At 59.3% G+C, this 22,537-nt stretch carries 22 protein-coding genes; 5 read left to right on the top strand and 17 right to left on the bottom strand.

Annotated elements, in window-relative coordinates; translation table 11 throughout:
- Positions 1-91 precede the first annotated feature (91 nt).
- The 6 genes from WB528_RS03855 to WB528_RS03830 form a co-directional block, all read right to left on the bottom strand.
- Entirely contained in the window at positions 92-385 is a 294-nt protein-coding gene (locus WB528_RS03855) for a BrnA antitoxin family protein (RefSeq protein ID WP_423887106.1), read from the bottom strand.
- Positions 372-566 carry a hypothetical protein gene (locus WB528_RS03850; RefSeq protein ID WP_423887105.1) on the bottom strand — a complete coding sequence of 65 codons (195 nt, stop codon included), beginning with the start codon at positions 564-566 and terminating at the stop codon, positions 372-374. The genes WB528_RS03855 and WB528_RS03850 overlap by 14 nt, the downstream gene beginning before the upstream one ends.
- Before the next feature lie 773 nt (positions 567-1,339).
- On the bottom strand, positions 1,340-2,437 hold the full coding sequence (locus WB528_RS03845; RefSeq protein WP_423887104.1) for an OpgC domain-containing protein: 1,098 nt from the start codon (positions 2,435-2,437) through the stop codon (positions 1,340-1,342).
- Positions 2,438-2,484: 47 nt separating this feature from the next.
- Entirely contained in the window at positions 2,485-3,288 is an 804-nt protein-coding gene (locus WB528_RS03840; protein WP_423887103.1) for a universal stress protein, read from the bottom strand.
- 163 nt (positions 3,289-3,451) lie between these two features.
- The gene (locus tag WB528_RS03835) at positions 3,452-4,123 is read right to left on the bottom strand and encodes a DsbA family oxidoreductase (RefSeq protein ID WP_423887102.1); all 672 of its coding nucleotides are present in this window, start codon (positions 4,121-4,123) and stop codon (positions 3,452-3,454) included.
- Positions 4,124-4,178: 55 nt separating this feature from the next.
- Positions 4,179-5,981: a PHA/PHB synthase family protein gene (locus WB528_RS03830; RefSeq protein ID WP_423887101.1), complete on the bottom strand. Its 1,803-nt coding sequence runs from the start codon at positions 5,979-5,981 to the stop codon at positions 4,179-4,181.
- A 230-nt stretch (positions 5,982-6,211) separates the two neighbouring features.
- Between WB528_RS03830 and WB528_RS03825 the strand changes: the two genes are divergently transcribed.
- On the top strand, positions 6,212-6,466 hold the full coding sequence (locus WB528_RS03825; RefSeq protein WP_423887100.1) for a hypothetical protein: 255 nt from the start codon (positions 6,212-6,214) through the stop codon (positions 6,464-6,466).
- A gap of 42 nt (positions 6,467-6,508) precedes the next feature.
- Here WB528_RS03825 and WB528_RS03820 read toward each other — a convergent pair whose 3' ends face one another.
- The 7 genes from WB528_RS03820 to WB528_RS03790 form a co-directional block, all read right to left on the bottom strand.
- Complete coding sequence (locus tag WB528_RS03820) at positions 6,509-9,034, bottom strand: cation-translocating P-type ATPase (protein WP_423887099.1); 2,526 nt, start codon at positions 9,032-9,034, stop codon at positions 6,509-6,511.
- Positions 9,031-9,627, bottom strand: coding sequence for a hypothetical protein (locus WB528_RS03815; RefSeq protein ID WP_423887098.1), 597 nt, complete (start codon positions 9,625-9,627; stop codon positions 9,031-9,033). Before WB528_RS03815 ends, WB528_RS03820 begins: the two co-directional genes overlap by 4 nt.
- 112 nt (positions 9,628-9,739) lie before the next feature.
- Complete coding sequence (locus WB528_RS03810; RefSeq protein WP_423887097.1) at positions 9,740-10,948, bottom strand: efflux RND transporter periplasmic adaptor subunit; 1,209 nt, start codon at positions 10,946-10,948, stop codon at positions 9,740-9,742.
- Positions 10,949-10,950: 2 nt separating this feature from the next.
- Complete coding sequence (locus WB528_RS03805) at positions 10,951-13,314, bottom strand: ABC transporter permease (protein ID WP_423887096.1); 2,364 nt, start codon at positions 13,312-13,314, stop codon at positions 10,951-10,953.
- Positions 13,311-13,970 carry an ABC transporter ATP-binding protein gene (locus tag WB528_RS03800; protein WP_423887108.1) on the bottom strand — a complete coding sequence of 220 codons (660 nt, stop codon included), beginning with the start codon at positions 13,968-13,970 and terminating at the stop codon, positions 13,311-13,313. The genes WB528_RS03805 and WB528_RS03800 overlap by 4 nt, the downstream gene beginning before the upstream one ends.
- A 140-nt stretch (positions 13,971-14,110) precedes the next feature.
- Complete coding sequence (locus WB528_RS03795; RefSeq protein WP_423887095.1) at positions 14,111-14,944, bottom strand: universal stress protein; 834 nt, start codon at positions 14,942-14,944, stop codon at positions 14,111-14,113.
- 86 nt (positions 14,945-15,030) lie between these two features.
- Positions 15,031-15,672 carry an HdeD family acid-resistance protein gene (locus WB528_RS03790; protein WP_423887093.1) on the bottom strand — a complete coding sequence of 214 codons (642 nt, stop codon included), beginning with the start codon at positions 15,670-15,672 and terminating at the stop codon, positions 15,031-15,033.
- 138 nt (positions 15,673-15,810) lie between these two features.
- Between WB528_RS03790 and WB528_RS03785 the strand changes: the two genes are divergently transcribed.
- Positions 15,811-17,079, top strand: a complete 1,269-nt coding sequence (locus WB528_RS03785; RefSeq protein ID WP_423887092.1) for an MgtC/SapB family protein — start codon at positions 15,811-15,813, stop codon at positions 17,077-17,079.
- Here WB528_RS03785 and WB528_RS03780 read toward each other — a convergent pair.
- A complete protein-coding gene (locus WB528_RS03780) occupies positions 17,057-18,157 on the bottom strand; it encodes an AI-2E family transporter (RefSeq protein WP_423887091.1) in 1,101 nt (366 codons plus the stop codon). The genes WB528_RS03785 and WB528_RS03780 overlap by 23 nt on opposite strands.
- 126 nt (positions 18,158-18,283) lie before the next feature.
- Here WB528_RS03780 and WB528_RS03775 point away from each other — a divergent pair, with 126 nt between their 5' ends.
- The 3 genes from WB528_RS03775 (at position 18,284) to WB528_RS03765 (ending at position 20,193) form a co-directional block, all read left to right on the top strand.
- Positions 18,284-18,859, top strand: a complete 576-nt coding sequence (locus WB528_RS03775; protein WP_423887107.1) for a cytochrome b — start codon at positions 18,284-18,286, stop codon at positions 18,857-18,859.
- Positions 18,860-19,003: 144 nt separating this feature from the next.
- A complete protein-coding gene (locus WB528_RS03770) occupies positions 19,004-19,420 on the top strand; it encodes a hypothetical protein (RefSeq protein WP_423887090.1) in 417 nt (138 codons plus the stop codon).
- A 77-nt stretch (positions 19,421-19,497) separates the two neighbouring features.
- A complete protein-coding gene (locus WB528_RS03765; RefSeq protein WP_423887089.1) occupies positions 19,498-20,193 on the top strand; it encodes a VIT1/CCC1 transporter family protein in 696 nt (231 codons plus the stop codon).
- A 237-nt stretch (positions 20,194-20,430) separates the two neighbouring features.
- On the opposite strand, the gene WB528_RS03760 is transcribed toward WB528_RS03765, so the two are convergent.
- Genes WB528_RS03760 through WB528_RS03750 form a run of 3 tightly spaced genes read right to left on the bottom strand, consistent with a single transcriptional unit; the run spans position 20,431 to position 22,389 of the window.
- Positions 20,431-20,634: a YgaP family membrane protein gene (locus WB528_RS03760; RefSeq protein ID WP_423887088.1), complete on the bottom strand. Its 204-nt coding sequence runs from the start codon at positions 20,632-20,634 to the stop codon at positions 20,431-20,433.
- A 28-nt stretch (positions 20,635-20,662) separates the two neighbouring features.
- Positions 20,663-21,106 (bottom strand): thioredoxin TrxC, encoded by a 444-nt coding sequence (gene trxC, locus WB528_RS03755; protein ID WP_423887087.1) that lies wholly within the window; start codon positions 21,104-21,106, stop codon positions 20,663-20,665.
- Positions 21,103-22,389, bottom strand: a complete 1,287-nt coding sequence (locus tag WB528_RS03750; protein WP_423887086.1) for an NAD(P)/FAD-dependent oxidoreductase — start codon at positions 22,387-22,389, stop codon at positions 21,103-21,105. Before WB528_RS03750 ends, trxC begins: the two co-directional genes overlap by 4 nt.
- Between the last annotated feature and the right edge of the window lie 148 nt (positions 22,390-22,537).

The raw sequence follows: 22,537 nt of genomic DNA, 5'->3' as shown, positions 1-22,537 counted from the left end.
TCGGAGGCGTAGAAGTCCGCAGTCATGCTGTCAGTCGAGGTCACCGCGCACAGGCCCACGACCGGTCTTAGCGACGCTCCCGAACCAGCGCTTACGAGGCCTTACGCCTTATGACCCTTTGCAAGGTCTCATCTATCCGCGACTGCCAGCCCTTCCCTCCTTTCTTAAAATGCTGAATCACCTCCGGACTTAGACGCAGCGACACCTGCTTCTTGGTCGGCGCTTTGTTCGGGCCGCGACCTCGACGGATCGAAGCTGAAAGATCGGGGAAGACTTCCGCGAATGGCTTTGCTTTGGCGAAATCCGCCTTGGTCAACTCGGGGCTGTCGCTGACTTCGCGCAGGTCCTTGTCACTAAAGCCACGACGCTTTTTAGCGGTTTTCATAGTAGCGCTTCCTTTCATCTTTGCTCGCGGGCCGCATGCTGATGATGCTGATGCCTTCGCGTCCGAGGCGGGCAAACACCACGACGATGACACCGCGGATATTGACGCCGATGCCGACCCAACGCCTCGCCTTGCCATGCGACGGAACGATCAGCGCGCTGTCGAAAAAGAGCTCGTTCAAATCAGCAAAATCCAACCCGTGCTTTTCCAGGTTGGCAAGGCGCTTCGGCTCGTCCCAAACGATCTTCACGATTTAATTGTAGTTACAATTTGGACGCTCATCAAGCATTTTGTATATACGAAATGTGTTAAAGGAACGCGCCCTTCGGCATCACTCCCACTCGATCGTCTTGCATCGACCTATCGATCTGATTTTAGGATACAAATCAAGGTGATCAGTCCAAAGCACCGACGACCAGACCGTCACAACCTATCCTTCAGACGATTTGTTTGATGCCTAAGTTTGTCGTGCCGGCACATCATTCTTGAGATCCGGCGTACGTCATTCACCGGCGAGATCGTGCGTGGTCGCGTCGTCCGACGAACAAAAAGCATGGGCGGCGAAGTTGAAAAAATACGCGGTCCTCGCCGGCGTCAACGCTGCCAACACGGGTACGCAAGGCCCGCGCGGAGGTCGCCCCTTATGATGATGGCCATGTTTGGTTGGACCGGCCCGAGGATGCCTGCGCACTACATCGCACAGACGAACCGGGAGAAGCTTCGAATCAGTGGCATGGAGAAATCATCGCTGCATAGCGGATGGCTCCCATTTTGCTCGTGAACGCCTGACGGCCTTCACACCCTGGTACTTGGATGCCGTGAGCGGGAGCCATCTACCTCATCCGCTTTGGGGGCCAGAAGGAGACAATTCGACTATGTCGACGCTTTAGTCATGCGCCGATGACAACAACGAGATTTCCTTTCGTCCCGGACTCTTGAGTCCGGCTTTTCCAGCTATAGAGTGCGCGGATGAGCCCTACCTGCTTGATCGACCCTTGCAATGAAGCCTGCAACCGCGGCGAGGATGGCAAGTCCTGCGGCGGAGAGCATGGTTTGCAAGGCCAGATTGTTCCAGCCAGTACTCAAGATTGCGTGCGCGGCAAACGAGAGCAGCACGCTGATGCAGTAGATCGCGAGCGAATATTCACCACATTGAACCAGCGGACGCAGGAACCGGGCGGTCAACGGCGAAAGGCCGCGAGGAAGGAGACGCCAACACAGCAGTGCTAGCGCCAGGAAGTGGATCAGCCGCAGGACATCCAGATCGCCCTTCTCGATGGGATAGATCGAATCCGCGATCATCCTCGGCACGTAGGCCTCGAGCGAGTGGAAACGCCAGCCCAATGTGATGAAGAAGCTCAGCAATAAATAGACCACAGCCACGCCAGCCAAAACCGGCGACTTGAGGATGCGAGGTTGTTTCTCGGAAGGAGAGATTCCCCACCACACGCCGATCACGTAGAGCAACTGCCAGTTCACGGGATTGAAGTAGATAAGGCCCTTTGGGTAGGCTGATATCGACCAGTCAAGCCAGTGGGACGCGGAATAGAGCAGTGCCGATGCGATCAGGGTCTGGGTTGGCCAGAGGATCATCGCCGGCAAGATCAGCACCAGGGCGAAATGCAGGATGACCATCAGCAGCAACGGATCGAGGTTGACCGGCGAGTATCTCAACATCGCCGCTTGAGATATCGTCTCAAACGGGTTGGCGAAGAAGATGGCGAGGTTGGCGTGATCCAGCAGCGCCGGTTGTCGAATGGCAAAGAGAGCGACCTCTGCCAGGAGGGCCATGACCGTGACGATCTGCGCGGTGTAGATTTCGACGGCGCGACGCAGGACGCGCAATAACGCAATCCTCAGCCCTGCGTGCTTGGCAACCCCTCCGTAGACCTTTCCCGACGCCAGTCCTGACAAAAAGACAAGAATCTCTGCGGCGTCGCTGAACCCGAAGTTTCTGGGGGTGAGATTATTGAAATAGAGTTCCGGGATATGGTCGATAAAGATCCACCATAGCGAAAGACCTCGAAACAGGTCGAGCCGCAAATCCCGCACGCCCGGAAGCCAAATAAGCTTCGACCTCCGGGCTCTGGTTGGCGCGCCTAATGTGACATCATGAGGCAAAACGGCGCCTCATCCAAAAGCCCGCGCGTCATGCCTCCGAATACCCATTCGCCCAACCGACTGTGGCCATAAGCGCCTGTCACGATCAAATCGGCGCCATTTTCTTTTGCCAAACGAACGAGCTGATGCGCATCGGATTCGGCCATGTGAACGCGCACATCGGTTTCGGATTTCACTCCATGCCCCCGTAAATGCTTTGCAACATCGCGGACACGCCGTCGTGCAAGATCCTGTTCGTCCGACGCGCAGATCTCGACAATCGTTACCTGAGACGCTTGCTTCAGGAACGGCAGCGCATCATGAACTGCAAGACGCGCCTCTCTCGTGTCCTTCCAGCCAATCACGACTCGATCAGCCTGCAATTCACGAACATGCTCGGGCACCAGAACGGTCGGCCGGCCCATTCGCAAGACCGCTCCCGCGGGGTCAACCAGATGATAGGGATCTACCTTGCGGTACGTGCTCTTCAGTACGACCAGATCGGCCGCCCTCGCCTCGCTCGCGAGGAAACCGAGCGGATATTCGACATCCCAACGCCACTCCACTCTCTCGGCCGGCAGGCCAACGACTTCCCGAAACCACCGTTCTTTTTCGGCAAGTTCGGCTTTCATTCGCCTGATGTCTTCGGTCGTGGTTTCCTGAATGATCACACCCTCGGCGACGAAGTCGGGCTCAATTGCAAACGCGGAAACGCCTATGACTGAAGCGTCGAACTTTGCGGCGATGGCTCGCGCCACGCTCACTTGCTCCTCTGCCTGTTGCGCAGGCTCGACGTAGACCATGACTGTTGCGACTGACATAACCGTGCTCCGCCAATGTTTCATTTTTTGCTCAGGCGTCGCATCAGACCGTTGACATAGATCAAGCGGCGAAGCCTCAGCCGGCACGGCTCGGCAGTTTAGAATGATTGTCTCGGCCAAGCCGCCGCAAGCCGGGTGGACGAACTCAACACCATGACAATTGCCCGGGTGCCCGCTCAAGCAGTTCGCGGATATTGGCCTCGATAATCCGATAGCCGACATTTCCTGTGAGGCGCTGCCTGCCTTCGTTGAACAGAAGCGTTGGGCTTGCCGTGATCGATTGGGCGCGAGCGATCTCCAGATCACCGCCCAAAGCGGCATGCGCTGCGCCGGTACCGATGGCATCCTCAATATCGGCAACGGGCAGGCCGATCGATTCCGCAATTTCGAGCAGCACCTTTGCCCGCGAGACATTGCGCCCGTGCCGAAAGAAGGCCTCGCGCACTGCCCAAGCCGCGCGATTCCCGGCATCGGGGGCAAATCTGCCGGAAGACTCCGCGCATCTGATCGCACACAGGAAAAGATGGGCGGGCATGGAGGATTTGGGAACGTCGATATTCCACGTGTTCTCGTGAAATTCGACATGGCCGAATCTCTCGACGATTTCCCGTACATGGCTTCGATACGCGGCAAGGCCACCGCGCTCGCGCCATGCCGTTTCAATCTTGTTCGCGACGTCGCCGAAGACATGAAAATAGCGGCTGTCGAGTTCGGCAGCGTCCTCGAAATTGGCCTTCAATTCGTCCATGCGGACCTGCGAGACGTAGGCCCACACGCACAAAGCGTCAGTAAAGTAGGTGATCTTGACCCGATCCATCCCGACGCTCCTTTTTGACAACTATCCGCTCAAGCGACTGCGTATTTTGCGACACTTATCGTTGAAGAACATACGTGCCAGGTGCAGGGCATAGCGGGACGATACCCCGTGCCGGCGCTCCTGTGCCGGGCGGTGCGATGCGTTGAACGTCGCTGTTGGCGAAGAGCCAGCGTGCCCACTCGGGCCACCACGAGCCCTCTACCCGCCTCGCGCGCGAGCGCCATGTCGAGGCGTCGACGTAACGATCGCCGGCCTGGCGAGTTGCAATGTCATAGTGACGCCCTTTGTGGCCCGGCTCCGAAACGATACCCGTGTTGTGGCCGCCATTGGTCAAAAGAAACGTGAGTTCGTTGTCGGTGAAGAGATGAGCCTTGTAAACTGACTGCCATGGCGCAATGTGGTCGGTCTCCGTTCCGACAACGAACATGGGCACGCGCAGATCCTTGAGTGCGACGACACTGCCCTCGACGGCAAATCGCCCGGCGGTGAGCCGGTTTTCCAAAAACAGTCCGCGGAGATATTGCGAGTGCATCAGATAGGGCAAACGCGTGGAGTCGGCATTCCAGGCCATGAGATCACTCACCGGCTCCCGGTCGCCCAGAAGGTAGTTGCGCGTCGCCTTTGACCAGACCAGATCGTCGCTGCGAAGCGTCCGAAAGGCGGCGCTCATCTGTGCGGAATCGAGTACGCCCTGATCCCACATCATGTCCTCGAGAAAGGCGACCTGGCTTTCGTCGACGAACAGCATCAGTTCGCCTGCCTCGCTGAAGTCTGTTTGGCCTGCAAGGAGGGTCACCGTCTTGAAGCGATCGTCGCCGTCGCGCGCCATGGTGGCCGCGGCAATCGCAAGCAACGTGCCGCCAAGACAATAGCCGCACGCGTGGACCTTCCGATCAGGCATCACGGCATTAACCACGGAAAGTGCCGCCATGACGCCACCGGTGCGGTAAGCATCGAGCGAGACGTCACGATCTGCCGGGGTCGGATTGTGCCAGGAAATCATAAAGACGGTGATGCCGCGATCGACCAGATACCGCACCAGCGAACGGTCCGGCACGAGGTCGAGAACGTAGTATTTCATGATCCAGGCGGGGACGATCAGGACGGGCTCGGCCAGGACATTTGGCGTAGTCGGGCTGTACTGAATCAATTCCATCAATTCATTTCGAAAAATGACCTGGCCTGCGGTCGCCGCGATGTTCTCGCCGACCCGGTAGTGCGGGTCAGGCTTCTGTGGCACCATCGCCATCGCCTGGGTCCAGTCTTCCCAAAAATTCCGCATGCCGCGAAAAAGATTGGCACCGGATTCCTTGATCGTACGGTCGATGACTTCCGGATTCATCCAGGCCAAATTGGAAGGAGAGAAGGCATCGAGGTACTGGTGGATCATGAATCCGACCCGTTCGGCATCTCGTATCTTCATGCCCCGCGGCGGTCGCGTGGCGCTTCGCCACCATTCTTCCTGGGCAAGGAACGCCTGTTGCCACCAGAGGAATGGGTTTTTTTGCCAGGCTTCGTTATCGAAACGATGGTCGATCGGGTCCGGCTTGAGTAAGGGTTCGGCGCTGCCGGTCATGAGCGCGGCAAGCCGAGCGGCCAGCACGACACCTAGCGCCGCCAACTCGACCTGCCGCCCTGGCGCGCGCAGTAAATGCGAACACCAATCGAACCAGGCGCTCGCCTGCGCGTGCGGCGAAATACCCGCGGTTAACCGCGCAATCATGCTGCGGCCGACGCGATCGAACGTCTCGAATGACGGCAAATTGGCCACAGGCGACGGCGGAGGCGGGCACGGCTTTGGGGGGACCGCCGCCAGGGGGCGCCGAACGACTGGCAAGCTTTCGACTGTCTCAGCCATGGTTATCGGCCTCCGAATGTGGAGAAAACTGCTTACTTCACCGCAGTCCGAGCGTCTTGACCTTGATCAATCAAATGGCCGGCAGCCGCCCGCCTCGCGGTCCTTTTCAGGCGATGCAACAAACCCTGCCTCCCCTCTTCCGTCGGAATAGCCAGGGAGTCCTGATCCAAATCAACCAGGCCCCGTCGAACAGGATCATGATGTCGTTAGATGACTGGGGAGATTGTACTATGCGCGCCCTTTTTCTCGTGATTATCCTTCTTGTCCCGCTAACGCCTTCGATGGCTCAAGACCAGAAGCTGCCGTCACCAAACGTGTCGCAGCCTGCTCAGCGTCAACCGGGTTCAAGCGCTGCGAAAGAAAACGGTCAAAACGATCGTATGCTGGACCGGATGGGTCCGGGTATCGATTGGGACCATCGGAAGCCGGGCCGGGACTGGAAAGTCTCTCCGGGCCAGAGCAATGGCAAGGCCGAGCACAATTGAAGAATTCGGATCAGGTCGCTCTGCACTGAACTGTGAACCCGCTCAGCAGCGTTGCGTCCAGAGCGGCTTGAGCAGTTCCATTGCCGCAAGAGCTAGCAGTGTCGCGCCCGCCGTCAGCGCCAGGTCATCGGCATGCAGTGGGCCGAAGTGAAACAGCCGGCGCAGAGGCAGGAGCGTCAAGCACAAGCCTAGCAGCAGGCAGACGCCGAGCAAGATTGACGCCAGCGCCACATTGGGACGAAGCAGCGCCTTTACCGAAGAAGAACTGAAGGAGCGGTTCACGAGAATTAATCCGAAGATGCCGAGGACGAGCGCCACGAACGTGAGCGCCCTCACTTCGTTTTCCGGCATGGCGTTCCTGGTCGCAAGGACAAAAATGGCGCCGGCCATCGCGAAGGTAAGAGCGCCTTGCACCACGCCCCATATCACTAAACGGCGAGGCAGTAGCGGCTCTGCTGGCGAACGGGGCGGTCGGCGCATGACATTGTCCTCCTCTTTCTCCGCCTCGAAAACCAGCGAGCAAACCGGATCGATAATCAATTCGAGAAAAGCAATATGGATCGGACCGAAGATGATCGGCAAACCGAGGATTAGCGGCAACAGCGCCAGTCCAGCGATTGGCACGTGAACGGCCACAATGAACGTCATCGCCTTGCGGAGGTTGTCATAGATGCGCCGACCTAGCCGGATTGCAGTGACTATCGATCCGAAATCGTCGTCGAGCAGCACGATGGATGACGCCTCGCGCGCGACATCCGTGCCGCGGCCTCCCATGGCAATGCCGATATGTGCAGCTTTTAGCGAGGGCGCATCGTTGACACCGTCGCCGGTCATGGCGACGATTTGCCCGTCGGCCTTCAGTGCTTCCACAATACGCAGCTTTTGTTCGGGCACGATTCGCGCGAATATTGACACGTTCTGTACGCACGAGATCAGTTGAACGGCACTCTGCCCCGCGATCACGTCGCCGGTGACCGTGTCGCTGGACGCAAGACCAGCCTGGCCCGCGATGGCAACGGCGGTTGCAGGATAGTCGCCAGTAATCATCACAATCCTGATGCCGGCCGCCTGGCACTGTCGGACCGCTCCCGGAACGCTCGCTCGCAGCGGATCAGCGAATCCAACGAGGCCGAGCAGTTCAAAAGTAAGGTCGGTGGGCGCCATGGGCAGAGTTCCATCGATGCTGCGTGCCCGCGCGACGGCCAGAACACGCATCCCCTCCGCCGCCATCGGATCCACCGAAGCCGTGAGATCATTTCTCTCGCTATCCGAAAGCCGACACAGGCGGCCAACGGCCTCGGGCGCACCTTTCGTCGCCACGATGAGCGAGCCGCCGTCACTGGGCGCCCAGACCTGCGTGACCGCAAGAAGCTCCGGCCTCAAGCCGTAGGTCCTTTCCAGCTTTGCTTCGACGGGCAAACTTCCTTGTCCGAACAAACTATCCGCGAGATCGCGTAGCGCTGTTTCCATCGGATCGAATGCTTCCGGTGTGCTCGCCAGAACGCCATAGGCGACCACCTGTCGGAAGTGTTCCCCGACCACACTTGCGCCGCCGCGACGCCATCTATCGTTCGCTGTTCTAAGTTCTGAGACCGACATCCGATTTTCCGTCAGTGTACCGGTCTTGTCCGTACACAGCACCGTTGCCGAGCCTAGCACTTCGATCGCGGTAGAGCGCCGGGTCAACACTCGGGCTCGCGAGATTCGCCAAGCCCCCATCGCCATGAAAACCGTCAGCACTACCGGGAATTCCTCCGGCAACATCGACATACCGATGGTGATGCCGGCAAGAAGTGCTTCCAGCCATCCGCCGCGAAATAGACCATAGAGGACCATCACAAGCAGGCTGATCGCGCCGCCGCCAATTGCCGCAAGGCGGACCAGATCGCGTGTTTGCGTCTGAAGTTTAGGGGGCTCCGTCTCGATGCTGTGAAGCAATTGGCCAATCTTGCCCATCTCGCTTCTCGCTCCGGTTGCAACTACCTGAGCCAAGCCGCTGCCTCGGACTACGAGCGACCCGGAATAGACGTACGGGGAATCTCCGCCGCCGGGAGCCGGAATGCGCTGTAGGGACTCGCGGGATGGCCGCTTGCCCACTGGAACGGACTCGCCGGTCAGTAGCGATTCGTCAGCTTCCAGATCCTGCGCTTCGATCAACCGCGCATCGGCTGGAATACGGTCGCCCTCCGACAAAACGATAAGATCACCCCTTGCTACATCGCGTCCAGCGATCCGCTTGCGTTTACCGTCTCGAATGACGAGCGCGCGCGGACTAGCGAGATTGCGCAGAGCATCGAGGACGCGCTCGGTTCGCGTTTCCTGGACGACCGTAATGACGATCGACAGCAACGCAAAGGCAAGCAGGATAAGTGCCTCCTTCAGATCGCCGAGAAGAACGTAGATGGCTCCGCCGCCAAGCAGCAAAGCAAACATCGGCTCACGCAGAACCTCAAGGACAATGCGGAACGGGGTTCGGCGATCCGGTTGGGGTAGTTCGTTCGGGCCTTCAGCGCCAAGCCGAGCTTGCGCCTCGCTTTCGCTAAGACCGATCAGGGGCACTGTGCTCATTTGACGGCAGTGCGCTGTTCGAAAGCGGTTCGGCGCACGCTGGAACCTTGTTGGGTGTATGGCTTCTTTTCAATGGCCGCAACCGACAGCCTACGGTAGAGATCGCGTCGCCGCACGATTGGCCACCAATCGTAAAGGAAGATCTCGAGCGGCCGCCAATTGGCAACCCAGCCTAGGATCAGGAAGCTTTCCTGCACAATCCTCCTGGACGGTGCATCCGCCAGTAATCCAGACACAAGGTTTGCTCCAAGCAGACAAGCGATGAGAATCGCGACACCTATGGCAAGAGATCGGCGGCCGATCCGGAACAGCTCGTTGAGGTCACCCTGAATGACGGCCGCGCGGCCGGCGAAGTATTTGCCAAGAGCTTCCGGCAGGTCTCGTGCAAGGTCTGCTTGAGATTCATTGTTGGGATAGTGAACGACGACCTTGAACGGCCGGTCCGCCGGCAGTTCTCTTGCCCATCCCACAATATATTCTTCGGCCTCCCGGTCGAGGTCCTTCTCGCGAAATGGAAACGGATCAAGCGTGTGGAAAAGCTGCGCGATCTCATCGACGCGGATTTCGATAACATTCTCCGCTGATTTCGACATCGTCAGATTTGTCCGATTGCAAATGATAAGTTCGGCTTCTGCTCGCGCGCATCGGCTCTGTTTGCCGTTCCAGCTAGCTCCCTGTCTTGATCGAAATCAAGATCCTACGAAGTCACTCCCCCGTTCGCACCTGGACCCGTACCCCCGAAGCGACACGGTCGCTGGGGTAGACGATGACAACTTCACCCTCTTTCAAGCCGGAGGCGATTGCAGCGAGGCGGCCCGAGCGACGAACGAGCCGAACATCGCGGGTCTGTGCACGCCCATCCTTCACAACAAAGACATTCCACTGTTCACCACGTCGAAAGAGCGCCCCGGCAGGAATGATCGCTGCATCGTCCTGCGTGAAGACGGTAATTTGTGCGTCAACCTGGTAGGCATCACCGAGCTTCGCCCAGTCCTCTGCTGGCGAAGTGATGTCGACCAGGACGTTGACCCTTTGCTCCTCCACGCCTAGTGTCGAGATCTTGGTAAAAGCTGCCGGTTCAACCCGGCGCACGCTCCCAGAAAGGGCCGCTTGCCCGCCCCAATGGACGATTGTGACGTCGGCGCCAGGGCTGATCTCGACGGCGTCGGTGCTCAGCACATCCACCACGATTTCGAGATCGTGCGGATCGCCGACATCCAGGAGTGGCGTGCCCGGCTGGACGATCGTTTCGCTCTCCTGCGCGACCCGCAACACGACGCCCGAGACAGGCGCGGCTACCATCCAGCTTTCCGGCGGCTCATTGGCGTCGCTGTCGCCGCTATATCGAGCCAGCAGGGCGCGCATCTGGCTGAGCTCGTGCTCGGCCGCATGATCGAGAAACTCCGCAGCCCGCAAATCCCGATCCGCCAGACGTACCGCAAGTTCGGCGTGCTCCAGCGCCTGAGAAGTTGCAGCCCCGCGCTCAGCCAGCGTTCGTGTCCGATTTAGATCCATGTTCGCCTGATTGCTTTGAGCGCGCGCGCGCTCGACGACCGCCTTTGCCCGCTCGACATTGGCCTCGGCCGTACCAAGCCGCTCCTCGACCTCACGGCGTGTACGCGGATCCATGAGCGGCGCAGGCGACGGCGTGATCGTCGCGACCGCATCGTCAACCTTGATCCGGTCGCCGACCTTGAACCGAATCCGACCGAGCCGGCCCGCAAGGGGCGCCGCGACGACATAGCGTTCGCGAACGCGGGTCTTGCCGTCCTCATCGATGCTGGCGACAAACCGGCGCTTGGTGACGATGGCCGCCTCAACCGGGACCGCTCCAGGCATCACCGCCCAAACCATGATAGCGGCAGTCACCAAAATTCCCGTAGCGATAGCTATGCGGCGAAGGCTGATATGCATCCTCATTCCCTCGTCTTGAGAGCTGCAACCATATCAAGCCGGTCGACTCGCCTGCGCACCACGAAGGTGCTGGCCGCTGCGGCAGCCAGGACGACGCCGGCCGCGATCAGGTAAGTCCGCGGCTCGATCACCGGCGGGATCTGGAAGCTGTCGTTGGAGTGGAATCTCGCGATCAAGGCGATGATTTCGTGCGATAGCCAGAGCCCGATCGGAATTCCCAGCGCTGTTTCGACTGCGAATTCACTGAACAGGATACTTGCAACTTCGCCTCGGGTGAAGCCGAGCACCCGGAGGCTTGCCAGTTCCCATGCGCGTTCCTGCAAGCCTATGCGGGCGCTGTTATAGACAACGCCGACCGTGATAATGGCCGCAAAGGCCGTGAGGATGCCGGCGCTCACGAACACGAGCCCCGCGATTTTCTCCATAAACGAAGACAGGGTGTAAGCCTTCATCGTCACCGACTCGATCGCTGGGAGATTCTTGAATCTAAGGCCAAGCGATGGCAGCGCGGTCGGCTCGACATACATGCTCGCGGCCGAAACCACCGCGCCCTCGCCAGTGAGGTGATTGAGGACATCCATGTCCATGTACGATGCCATGCCGATCGACTCGTCGACGATGGTAGTCACAGGAAGATCGAGCTTGGAGCGCCGGCCTTCCATGGTCTCGACCGCAATGACCTCGCCCTGCCTTACCTCAAGGCGGTCGGCGAGGCGCCGGGTCAACGTAATTCCAACTGGCGACGCTGATATCGGGCGTAGCGCCGCATCGTGCGGCCTTCGCAATTCATCGCTCGGTGAGAGCCCTATCACCGAGGTCAGGTAGCTGCGATGGCCAGCCCGAAGCCGCACCGGAACGATCCGCTGCCCTTCGACCGCCAGCACGCCGGGCAATCGCGCCAGGTCGCGAACGATCGCATGGTCCATCGGATGCGGGAACGTGATCGAGGTGTTGCCGCGCTCTACCAGGTGGAATTGCAACTCGACCATCTGGTCGATGGCGTCGCGCCAGAAGATCCCAAGCACCATCATCGGAACGGCGAAAGCGATACCGACCACCGTCAGCACCGAGCGAAACGGGCGCCCGGCCATGTTGCGCAACATCATCATCGATCGGGCGGTGACGACTTTGTCCGGAAGAACGGCCTCGATCCACGAACGGCGGAAGCCAAGCGGTGCTGTTGGGCGCATGGCGACGGCCGGCGCCAGGCCGACGACCTCCCGCAAGGCGGTCAAAACGCCCAGCGAACCTGCTGCCAGACTGATCGCTATCCCGGCGAAGGCCGTCCAGGGAGCGAACTCGAACGGCAGTTCCGGTACGCGGAAAAAGCCGTGGTAGCTCGCCATCATCGCCTTTCCAAAGCCAAAGCCGCCCGCGACGCCAAGGACCGATCCAATGAGGACGATGACGATGACGAGCTTCAGGTAGTGCAAGGTGAGATTGAGCGTCGGAAAGCCCAGCGCCTTCAGCGCTGCGATCTGCTCGCGTTGAGCGTTGACCAACCTTCCCAGCGCGGCGTTGAGCAGAAAAGCCGCAACACCCAGGAAGATGACGGGGATTGTGATGGACATCGCCTTCTGCTGGTTCAACTCGTCCTCGAGAAACCTGTTCGAGGGCTGGTCGCGCCGCTCGACGGCACCAACCGAACCAAACGGTTCGAGCAGCCGGTCCAGCTCTTCAATGACCGGTTGGGGATTGACACCTGGCGCCAGGTAAACGAGGGCGTCGTTAAATGCGCCTTTCATGTCGAACGCCGACTCGGCGGCACTTCGATCGACCCAAAGAATGGCGTAGAGGCGATCGTCGGGAATCGGCAGTCCCGGCTTCACGGCGTAGATATATTCCGGCGAAAGAGCGATGCCGGAAACGCGAAAGCTTTCCAGCTTGCCATTGAGGAGTACGCGGATATTTTCGCCCGGCCTGACACCATTTGCCTCGGCGAAAGCTTCGTTCACCGCAACGCCCCGAGCAGAACCGGCTTCGGGGGCCGTCCCTTGCCGCAGATGTAACCGCGCCAGCTGTTCATCGCCCGCACGGCTCAGCGAGATCATACGTGCCGAAACCGGCTGCGAGGCGGCGGGCCAATCGACGATGACCTCGCGCACGATGCGGGGCTCCACCGCGACAACGCCCACGATGGTATTGAGCCGTGGCACGATCGACAGCGGCGCTCGCTTCATCGTTACGAAGATTCGTGGAAATCGGGCATCTGCATAGAAAGCATCGCAGCCGGCGCGCAGCGACACATAGGTCGAAACCGAGCCGACGAACACGGCGACGCCGGCACCAACCAGCAGCGCGATGGTGAGCACCTGTCCGCGTATGGCAGCGATGTCTCGCCGCAGTTTGCGATCCAACAGGCTCACCAGCGCACCTCTTCGGCCGAGAGCCGACGATCATTGCGCTCCTCGCCTACGATGCGCCCGCCGCCGAACCGCAGTACGCGGTCGGCCATGCCTGCAATCGCCGCGTTATGCGTGATGATGACGATCGTCGTTCCGAACCGCTCGTTGGCGCGGGCGATCGCGGCCAGAACGATCTTCCCCGTGTCGCAATCGAGCGCGCCGGTCGGTTCGTCGCACAACAGCACGTCGGGAGACTTGACGATCGCGCGGGCGACCGCAACCCGCTGCTGCTCGCCGCCGGAAAGTTGGGACGGAAAATGGTCGATGCGATGCTCGAGACCGACGAGCTTGAGTACCTCGAGCGGATCGAGGGGCTTTTCCGCAATCTCATTTACCAGTGCAACGTTCTCCAGCACTGTAAGGCTGGGGATCAGGTTGTAGAATTGAAAGACAAAGCCGACATGTTCGCGCCGATAGCGCGTCAATTCGGCGTCGCCTGCCCCAACCAGATCGTGGTCGCGCCAATGAGCCTCGCCGGATGTCGGACTGTCCAGCCCGCCAAGAATATTCAGGAGCGTCGACTTTCCCGAACCCGACGGGCCGAGCAAGACGACGAATTCGCGCTCGAAGATATCGAGGTCGACATCGCGCAAGGCGTGCACGTCGACTTCGCCCATGTGATAGGTCTTCGACAGACCCCGGGCGTGAAATACCGCTATCACGGCTGGTTCTTGCACTACCGTCTCGACGGCGTGTCCGATCGCGCCCCGCGTTGCCTCTTTGGTCTGCTCCGGAGGTTCCACGTTCGCGCCGTCGACTAATGCGAGAACAGAATGGGAAGGAGCGGCTTCGAAAGCATGCTTTGCGTCGCGCCTCCGAGAATGAATTCGCGGAAGCGTGAGTGGCCGTAGGCTCCCATCACCAGCAGGTCCGCGTTGTGGGAAGCAATTTCCCTCGTAAGAGATTCGCCGATCGACAGTCCCGCCCTGTCAACCCGGTCCACGATGACGTCGATCCCGTGCCGGGACAGGTTCTTGGCGATTTCGTCCGAGGAGTGCCTGGCGTCGATGACCTTTTCGTTGGTCACGGTGACGATGCGCACTGTCCTGGCCTTCTCCAGGATCGGGATCGCGTCGGCGACTGCTCGCGCAGCCGAGCGACTGAAATCCCAGGCAACGACGACCATGTTCAGCTCAAACGGTCCCGAAGGCGCGCTTTCCGGCACAACCAGAGTCGGCCGCCCGGATCCGAAGATAATAGCTTCCGCGTACCATTGATCATACGTTGCCGGCACCGAGACGATGGTAAGATCGCGCAGCCGCGCATATTCCACCAATCGCTCCGGAACACGATAACTCACGCTCTTCTCATGAATGATTTCGTGCAACAGGTCCGCCCTTTGCGCGGCGGCCTCGAAGGCGGCAAGAAGGTCTTGCGCACTGTCGTGGCTTCGATGGGCCTCGCGGGCAGCGATAGCCCCAGCCGTCCCAAAGGAAAGGAAGGTGCCGGGAATCTGGACGTGAACGTCGCACGCGATCGCGGCGATATGTGCGTTAAGCGCAGAAGCAAACGACACTGCGCGATCGACCACCGAGACTGGTGTCGGATCCGGGTAAGTGGTGAGCGTGAGCAGAACATCCTTGATAGCCATCGAACCCTCCGGTGCAACGTCGGATGCAATCCTAGCTTCAGCGTCGGCGGGCGATTTGATTTATCGCAGATGGCAGGTGGTCAGGATCAAACCCCAACCGAATGCCGATCTGCGTGATTTGCCACCAGCTTCCGCCGCTCCAGCAGCGCGATCACAACGAGTGCGATACCTCCCAGGATCATATTTGCCCCCAGCAGGATTCCGGGAGCCCATAACGCGGTTTCCGGAAGGTCGGCGAACATCAGACCGGCAAGCACGAGGTCGACGACGCTACTGGCCTGAATCCATCCGCGATAGCCGGACAGATATCGAGAACGCTCCAGCGGAAAAGTCAGCTTGGCGGCACCGAGAAGCGCAAGGCAAATGATGAGAATCACGGTGAGCGAAATGGCGCCGCTCCACGGTTTGACCAACAACGCGAGCCCCGCGATCACGGCGAATGCAGCAAGAAAGAGCAGGTAGGAAATTCTCGCCGCCCGGTAGGGAAAATAGGCAATCATGGCGGCGATCCCGCCTAAGAGCAAACACCAGCCCAGCGCTGTAACGGTCCCCAGCGACATCAACGGAGCGATAAAGAGTGCGAGTGCACCAAACCCGACGAGTGCAACTCCCTCGACAAGGAGAATCAGCCAATGCGACCGAGCCGCATGTTCGGCTCCCTCGATGAGCATTTCTGCTTCGTCGAGTGAGCTGAACTCTTTTCCCTTCTTAGACATGATCCCGAACACGAGCACACCTGTAGCTGCCGATTTGGAAGCTTAAAGTTCGCGGAAGGGCGCTCATTGAGATGGATCAAGAGATCGTTGATGTCTCGATCTAGCATTAAATATGTTCGAGAATTCCGCGTCGGCCTAAGGTGGAGGAACATGCCAGTCTTTGATGACGTGATCGTTAGTCTGGCAGTGGCGTTGGGAATCGGGCTCTTGATCGGCGCGGAGCGCGAACGCCGCAAGGGTAGCGGTCCACTGCGCTCGCCAGCCGGAATTCGAACCTTCGCCGCAGCCTCGCTCACGGGCGCCGTAAGCTTCCTGGCCGGCGGAGCTGTGCTTTTCGATATCATTGCGGCTGGCACGATCGTGCTAACCGGCATTGCGTATTTCCGATCCCGCAGCTCCGATCCCGGTCTCACGACCGAAATCGTGCTCGTTCTAGCGGTCCTGCTTGGCGGCATGGCCACGCAGAAGCCCGGTTTAGCGGCCGGCCTGGCGGTCGTGGTAACTGGCCTTCTCGCAGCCAGAACGCCGTTGCATCGGTTTGCCCGCTCGGCGCTGACCGAAACAGAGCTAGAAGACGCTCTCATTTTTGGCGGCGCGACGCTGGTCGTACTGCCGTTACTCCCCGACCAACCGCTCGGCCCGTTCGGCGCGCTGAATCCTCGATCGATCTGGATCATCGTGGTTCTCATCATGGCGATCGGCTCGGCCGGCCACATTGCGGTACGCATTCTTGGTGCGCGCGCCGGGCTCGCGATTACAGGATTCGCGTCCGGCTTCGTCTCAAGTATCGCAACAATAAGTTCCATGGGCTCGCGCGCGGTGGCAAGTCCAAAAATGCTCAGTGCAACCGTGGGTGGCGCAGTGCTCTCAAATACCTCGACCGTCATCCAGATGTCGGCGCTGCTTGCCGCAACCAGTATCCCTGTATTGATCGACCTCTCCCTCCCGATGGTCTGCGCCGGTGTGGTCGTCACCGCTTACGGCGCAGTCTTCACAGTCCTCGCGTTCAAACAGGAGGAAGCCGAGAAGCTTCCGCCTGGACGCGCATTCAGCCTGCCGAAGGCAGTGGGACTGGCAGCGATGCTCGCGACGATCATGCTGATATCGGCCAGCTTGCGGGAGGCCTTCGGAGAAAGTGGCTTGATTGTCGGTGCGGCGGTCGCAGGCCTCGCCGATACTCACGCAGCTGCCGTCTCTGCTGCTTCATTCGTTGCTGCCGGGAAGATGCCGCCAGGTGACGCCGTCATTCCAATTCTGGCTGCTCTATCGACGAACACAATCAGCAAGATTGTCGCTGCGTCGGCCAACGGGAGCCGCGCTTTCGCCGTTCGCGTGGTATCCGGGCTGATCCTCCTCATCGTGGGTGCCTGGACGGGAACGCTCGTCCGCAACCTCATCACACCCTGGCTTTTCTCATAGGCTCGTAGCTGGACGGCCAGACACGACGTTCGCCGAGTATCCCCTCAATGTAGATTGTGTTCACCGCAACGAGCACTACGACTGCGAGCGGAGCAGCCAACAGCACGCCAACCGGTCCCAATAAAAGACCGAAGATCAGGGTTGCAAACAGCGTGAGAACCGGCGGCAGTTCGATAGCCTCCGCCTGAACCAAAGGAGTTATGAGATTGCTTTCCACAAAATGAATAGCCGCATAAAGGGCAACGACGTAACCAACCAGTTCCGGCCCCTGCATGGAAGCCATCAGAACCCCGGACGTCGAGGCAAGGAGCGGACCAACATATGGAACGAAGGCAAACATGCCGGAAATCAAGCCCAATGCTAGGGGCGCGGGGACGCCGAGCAGCACCAATCCGATCGCGGTGAAAGTGCCCACGACTGCCATCGTGACCGACTGGCCAACGATCCAGCGCCTGAGCGTCATCCCAAGAAGCTCAAGCATTTCCCGCGCACCGTCGCGCCGAGGCGCGGGGACCAGCCGCAACACACCATCGACATATCGGTTGGGCTGTACCGCGAAATACAGCGCAGCGAACAGCAGGATGCAGATGTAAGCCACGGTCCTGAAGATGGAGCCGAACAATGCGGCTATGTAGGTCGCGATTGGCGCGGTGGCGTTACCAAGACTAATATCCTGCGCGTGGCCCAGAAGCCATGCGCCCCACGGACTCGATCCGAGTTCATGGGCGAGCTGAGCGAGACTCTGCGGCAAGTCCTTTGTGAGCAGGTTGAACTGGGATGTGATTTGCGAACCGAACAGCCAGCCGATCGCGGCGATCAATCCGAGGAGCAAGAGCGAGACCGGGATGACAGCCCAGCTTTCCGCCATTCGTGTGCGGCGGCTTACCTCATGCGCAAGGCCACGCAACAACAAGGCCAGAAGAGCGGCACCGAACGCCAGCACCAGCACGTCGGACAGTTTCCAAACCGCAAGCGCCACCACAATTACAAGGCACACTACGAAAGCCGGATGTAGGAACGGCCCGATCGATTTGCTCCACTCCGAATCCTCGCGGGGGACAATAATCTCAGTGTTCATGTTCGTTCGGGTTCCAAGCTACTACCTCCCGAGAACGATCATGCATCAACCGACATGTCTCCATTGATTCAGATCAACTTCGACCGATCAGGCGGGACTACCTACTACCTTTCAAAAGGTGAAGCCGTGAAAAATACAGCGACTGAAGACTACGGCCCCGTTGCCAAGACGTTGCACTGGATAACGGTAGCTTTCGTGATCGTCGCCTGGATGCTAGGCACGTTCGGCGACGAGCTTTCCGAGGGACGGGCCCGGGATTCCGGACTTATGATCCATATCTGGATCGGATTGGCCATTCTGACAATCGCATTCGTGCGAATACCTTGGCGCATCGCAAATCCTCCTCCCAAGACTCTTTCTACTGAATTCGGGAGATGGTTGGTCGAGTGGACCGATCCAGTGTCGCGTGTGATGCATTACGTTCTTTATGCATTGCTAGTGGCGGTGCCTGCCGTGGGCATCGCGCTGCAATTTGCGCAAGGCCATTCGCTGCCGCTATTCGGCCTTGCGGAAATTCGGTCGCCTTGGCTTGCCGACAAGGCATTCGCGCATAGCGTCAAGGAAGTGCACGAGGTCTTGGCCAATCTTCTCCTGATTTTGGCCGCCTTCCATATGACGGCGGCGCTCCTTCATCATATTGTCTTTGGCGACAATACGCTGCGTCGGATGCTGCCACACCCGCGCAAGCGATCTCAGTTGTAATGCGCGCCCGCTGTGGGGGAAAGGCAAACCCGCCACGTTCAATGTCGCAGAGAAGCGTCGGCACCTCCGTTTGGCTTGATTCACGTCAATTCTTTTGGGTGATATCGGTCTTAGCTTTCGGCGCCAAATCTGGGAGATCATGAGATGTTCAGGTACTTCCACACTGGCGCGGTGGCGTTGCTTCTACTCTTGGCCCAAGGAAATTTGACGATCAACGCGCAGACGTCGTCTGCGGTATTAAGAGAGTTGCGAGCAACGATAGTCCAGACCATTGGCGCACAGCCAGAGAGTGTCGAAATCGTTGTGAGCGGGAGCACCTTCACGGTGTTGCGGGTGAACAGCAATATGAACGAAGCCACCCATGCCGGCCGAGATAACGAGGCAAATGTAGTTGGTCAGATTGTTTCGAAGGCGGTCGCGGGATCCCCGGCATTCAAGAAGTTCCATACCATCAGAGTGCAATACGTGACTCGCTCGAAACCGGGGGCAACCTTAAAGGTCGTTGACACAGTTGAATTTCGAAAATCTCCCAGCGGCTCGTTTCAATTCCATGCGACGTAGTCTGGCAGCGGAGTTGCCTTTCCGAATTTGTAAGCCTTTCCGAAATCTTGAATTGTAGACCGACCGAGGGAAACCGTATGCCTGCCACGCCGCATGTCGAAAAGCATTTCACGGCATCGGAATCGGTGCGCGATGTGGTGATCGGCATGGCCGACGGCCTCACTGTCCCATTCGCGCTGGCGGCCGGTCTTTCGGCCGCGGTCGTCAGCACGGACGTCATTGTCACGGCGGGACTTGCCGAAGTCGTGGCGGGCGCGATCGCCATGGGGCTCGGCGGCTATCTTGCAGCGCGGACGGATGCTGAGCACTACGCCGCCGAAGAGCGCCGCGAGAACGACGAGATCGATCAACTGCGTGAGAAGGAGATCGCAGAGGTCCAAACGATCTTCCGCGAATATGGCTTGCAAGGGAAAGCGCTCGACGACGTCGTGAACTCCATCGCGGCCGATCGAAAGCGCTGGGTCGATTTCATGATGCGCTTCGAACTGGGGCTTGAGCGACCCGATCCGAAACGCGCACCGATCAGCGCTGCCACGATTGGAGGTTCGTATATCGTCGGCGGACTAGTTCCGCTAATCCCATATATGCTGACGCATAACATTACCACAGCCCTACAGATTTCGATCGCGGCCACGGGTCTGGCTCTACTGTGCTTCGGCGCGATAAAGGGTCACTTTACCGGCGCGAACAAGCTGAAGTCCGCACTGCAAACGCTTCTGGTAGGCGGGCTCGCCGCAGGGGCGGCGTTTTGGCTCGCTCATCTGTTCGGCTAGCCTGATCGCGTCCGCTGCGTCATTCGAGCGACCAAGTGTACCTTGGTTCTTGCTCTGACGTTTGGCGATTCGTGATGGTCTGCAGCGCAATCTGCCGTGCACCGACTGCGGGCAGACCTACTTACGCTTTTCGTATAGCGGTCCCTCGATGAACGTTTCTTCGGCCGTACGCTTGATACCCTGGCGAGCTTCCGCAGCATCAAGCGGACGTTCCGACGATTCTTCGAATCGGGTCCATCAATTGAACGCGCACCCGCCGCGCAATCCGATTTTCTTGAACACCATTGCCGCCGGACAGAAACCGGTGAATGACGCCTGAATCATGTTCAGCCCGGCAAAGGCGGTCAGCAGGTACCAGTAGGCATTGACGTAGGCGCCAAGTGCGAGTCCTAGCAGGACGACGAATCCCGCGAAGGCCAGAACAGCTTTGTCGATATTCATGGCATACTCCTTTTGGAAATAAACGACGTTACGAACGGGCGAGACCCGCCTCGGTCCAGGCGACGATGTCTTGCATATCCATGGCACCGGCCTGACGCGCAATCTCCCGGCCGCCGCGCATCAGCAGAAGGGTTGGGATGCCCATTATATTGAGCCGTGACGATACCGCCGGTGCCTTGTCGGAATTCAGCTTCAGCAGCCGAACCTTCGGCTCAAGCTGCCGTGCCGCCCGCTCGAACATCGGAGCCATCGCGCGGCACGGGCCGCACCAGGGTGCCCACACGTCGACGAGCACGGGAATATCGTTGTTGGCGACGTGGCGTCCAAAGCCATCCTCATCGACCTCAATCGGGTGGCCGGTGAAGATCGGCTGGTGGCAGGCGCCGCAGCGCGCGTCTTTCGACGCACGCTCGGCCGGCAGGCGGTTGATCCGCCCGCAATTCCCGCAAACGACATGGTGCATCTCGCTCATGTGCCCGTTCTGACCTCCTTGATCTTGGCGATGTTGAGCTGGTTGAGCAGGAAGCGCTCGTAGAACGGCTCGCTCTCGCCGCGGCGCATCTTGCGGAGGAAGTATTTTTCGAAGGCCACCTTGGCGTAGTGGACCCACTCGCCTTTCGACGACCAGTTGACATTGCGCGGCGGAATTTGCGGCTGTGCCAGGAAGGCGACCCCAGAGTCGCCGAAGTCTGCGAGGCAGATGGCATTCCAGGTCGGCTGCGCGTGCGGCGTCTCACCGCGAAGCAGCGAGCCGATATTCATCGCGGTCGCCGTGACCATCGATTCGATCATGAAACCGGTCTTCGGAACGCCGACCGGTACCGGCGTCGCTCCGACAGGCGCGATCGCGACGCATACCCCGACCGCAAACACGTTGGGAAAAGCGGGATTGCGCTGATACTTGTCGACGATGATAAAACCGCGCGGATTGGTCAGCTTCTCGATCCCGCGAACGGCGTCCACTCCCCGGAACGCCGGCAGCATCATCGCGTAGGCAAACGGCAGGTCATGTGCCTTGTGGACCGTTCCGTTTTCGGCAAATTCCTCCACCGACATCATGCCGGGCTCGACATGGTTGACGCGGGCATTGGTGATCCACTTGATGTGCTTCTCGCGCATTTCGCTTTCGAGCAGGCCCTTGGTGTCGCCGACACCGTCGAGGCCGAGATGACCGATATAGGGCTCCGAGGTCACGAAGGTCATCGGCACCTGATCACGCAGCTTGCGGCGGCGCAGCTCGGTCTCCAGGATGAACAGGAACTCGTAGGCCGGACCAAAACAGGATGCGCCCTGCACCGCGCCGATCACGACAGGACCGGGCTTGGCGGCGAGCTTTTCGAATGCTTCCCTGGCGTTTGTAGCGTGGTCGACGTGGCAGATCGATTGGGTGTGGCCCTGCGGCCCCAATCCCGAAATCTCGTCAAAGGCAAGCTCCGGGCCGGTCGCGACGACGAGGTAGTCGTAATTGATGGACGAGCCGTCGCCGAACTCGACGCGATTTTCGTCCGGGTGGACGCGCTTGGCGCCCTGGGTCAGCAGCTTAATGCCCTTGCGCTTCATGATGTCAACGAGATCGATCTCGATTTCGTTGCGCTTGCGCCAGCCAATCGCCACCCAGGGGTTCGAAGGTACAAAGTGATAAACCGCCCCTTGCGAGATCACGCTCAGGCGATCTGCCTTTCCGAGCTGAGGCAGTAATTCATAGGCCATCAGCGTCCCGCTGAGACCGGCTCCGATCACGACAACTTCCGCCATGGCTAATTCTCCTTTGGGGTTTAACCCTCCGCCGATTCCGTTCCGGCCGTTATTCCTGCTTGACCATATATTCGTATTATCGTATATACGCAACCATGAAAATAGATAGCGAAGTGATGGAGCGCGCGGCTGATCAGGCGAGCGACCT

The sequence above is a fragment of the Bradyrhizobium sp. genome, from assembly GCF_049586575.1.
Taxonomy (GTDB): Bacteria; Pseudomonadota; Alphaproteobacteria; order Rhizobiales; family Xanthobacteraceae; genus Bradyrhizobium.
Note: the sequence above shows the minus strand (reverse complement) of the source record. Positions and strands in the feature narration are given on the sequence as shown.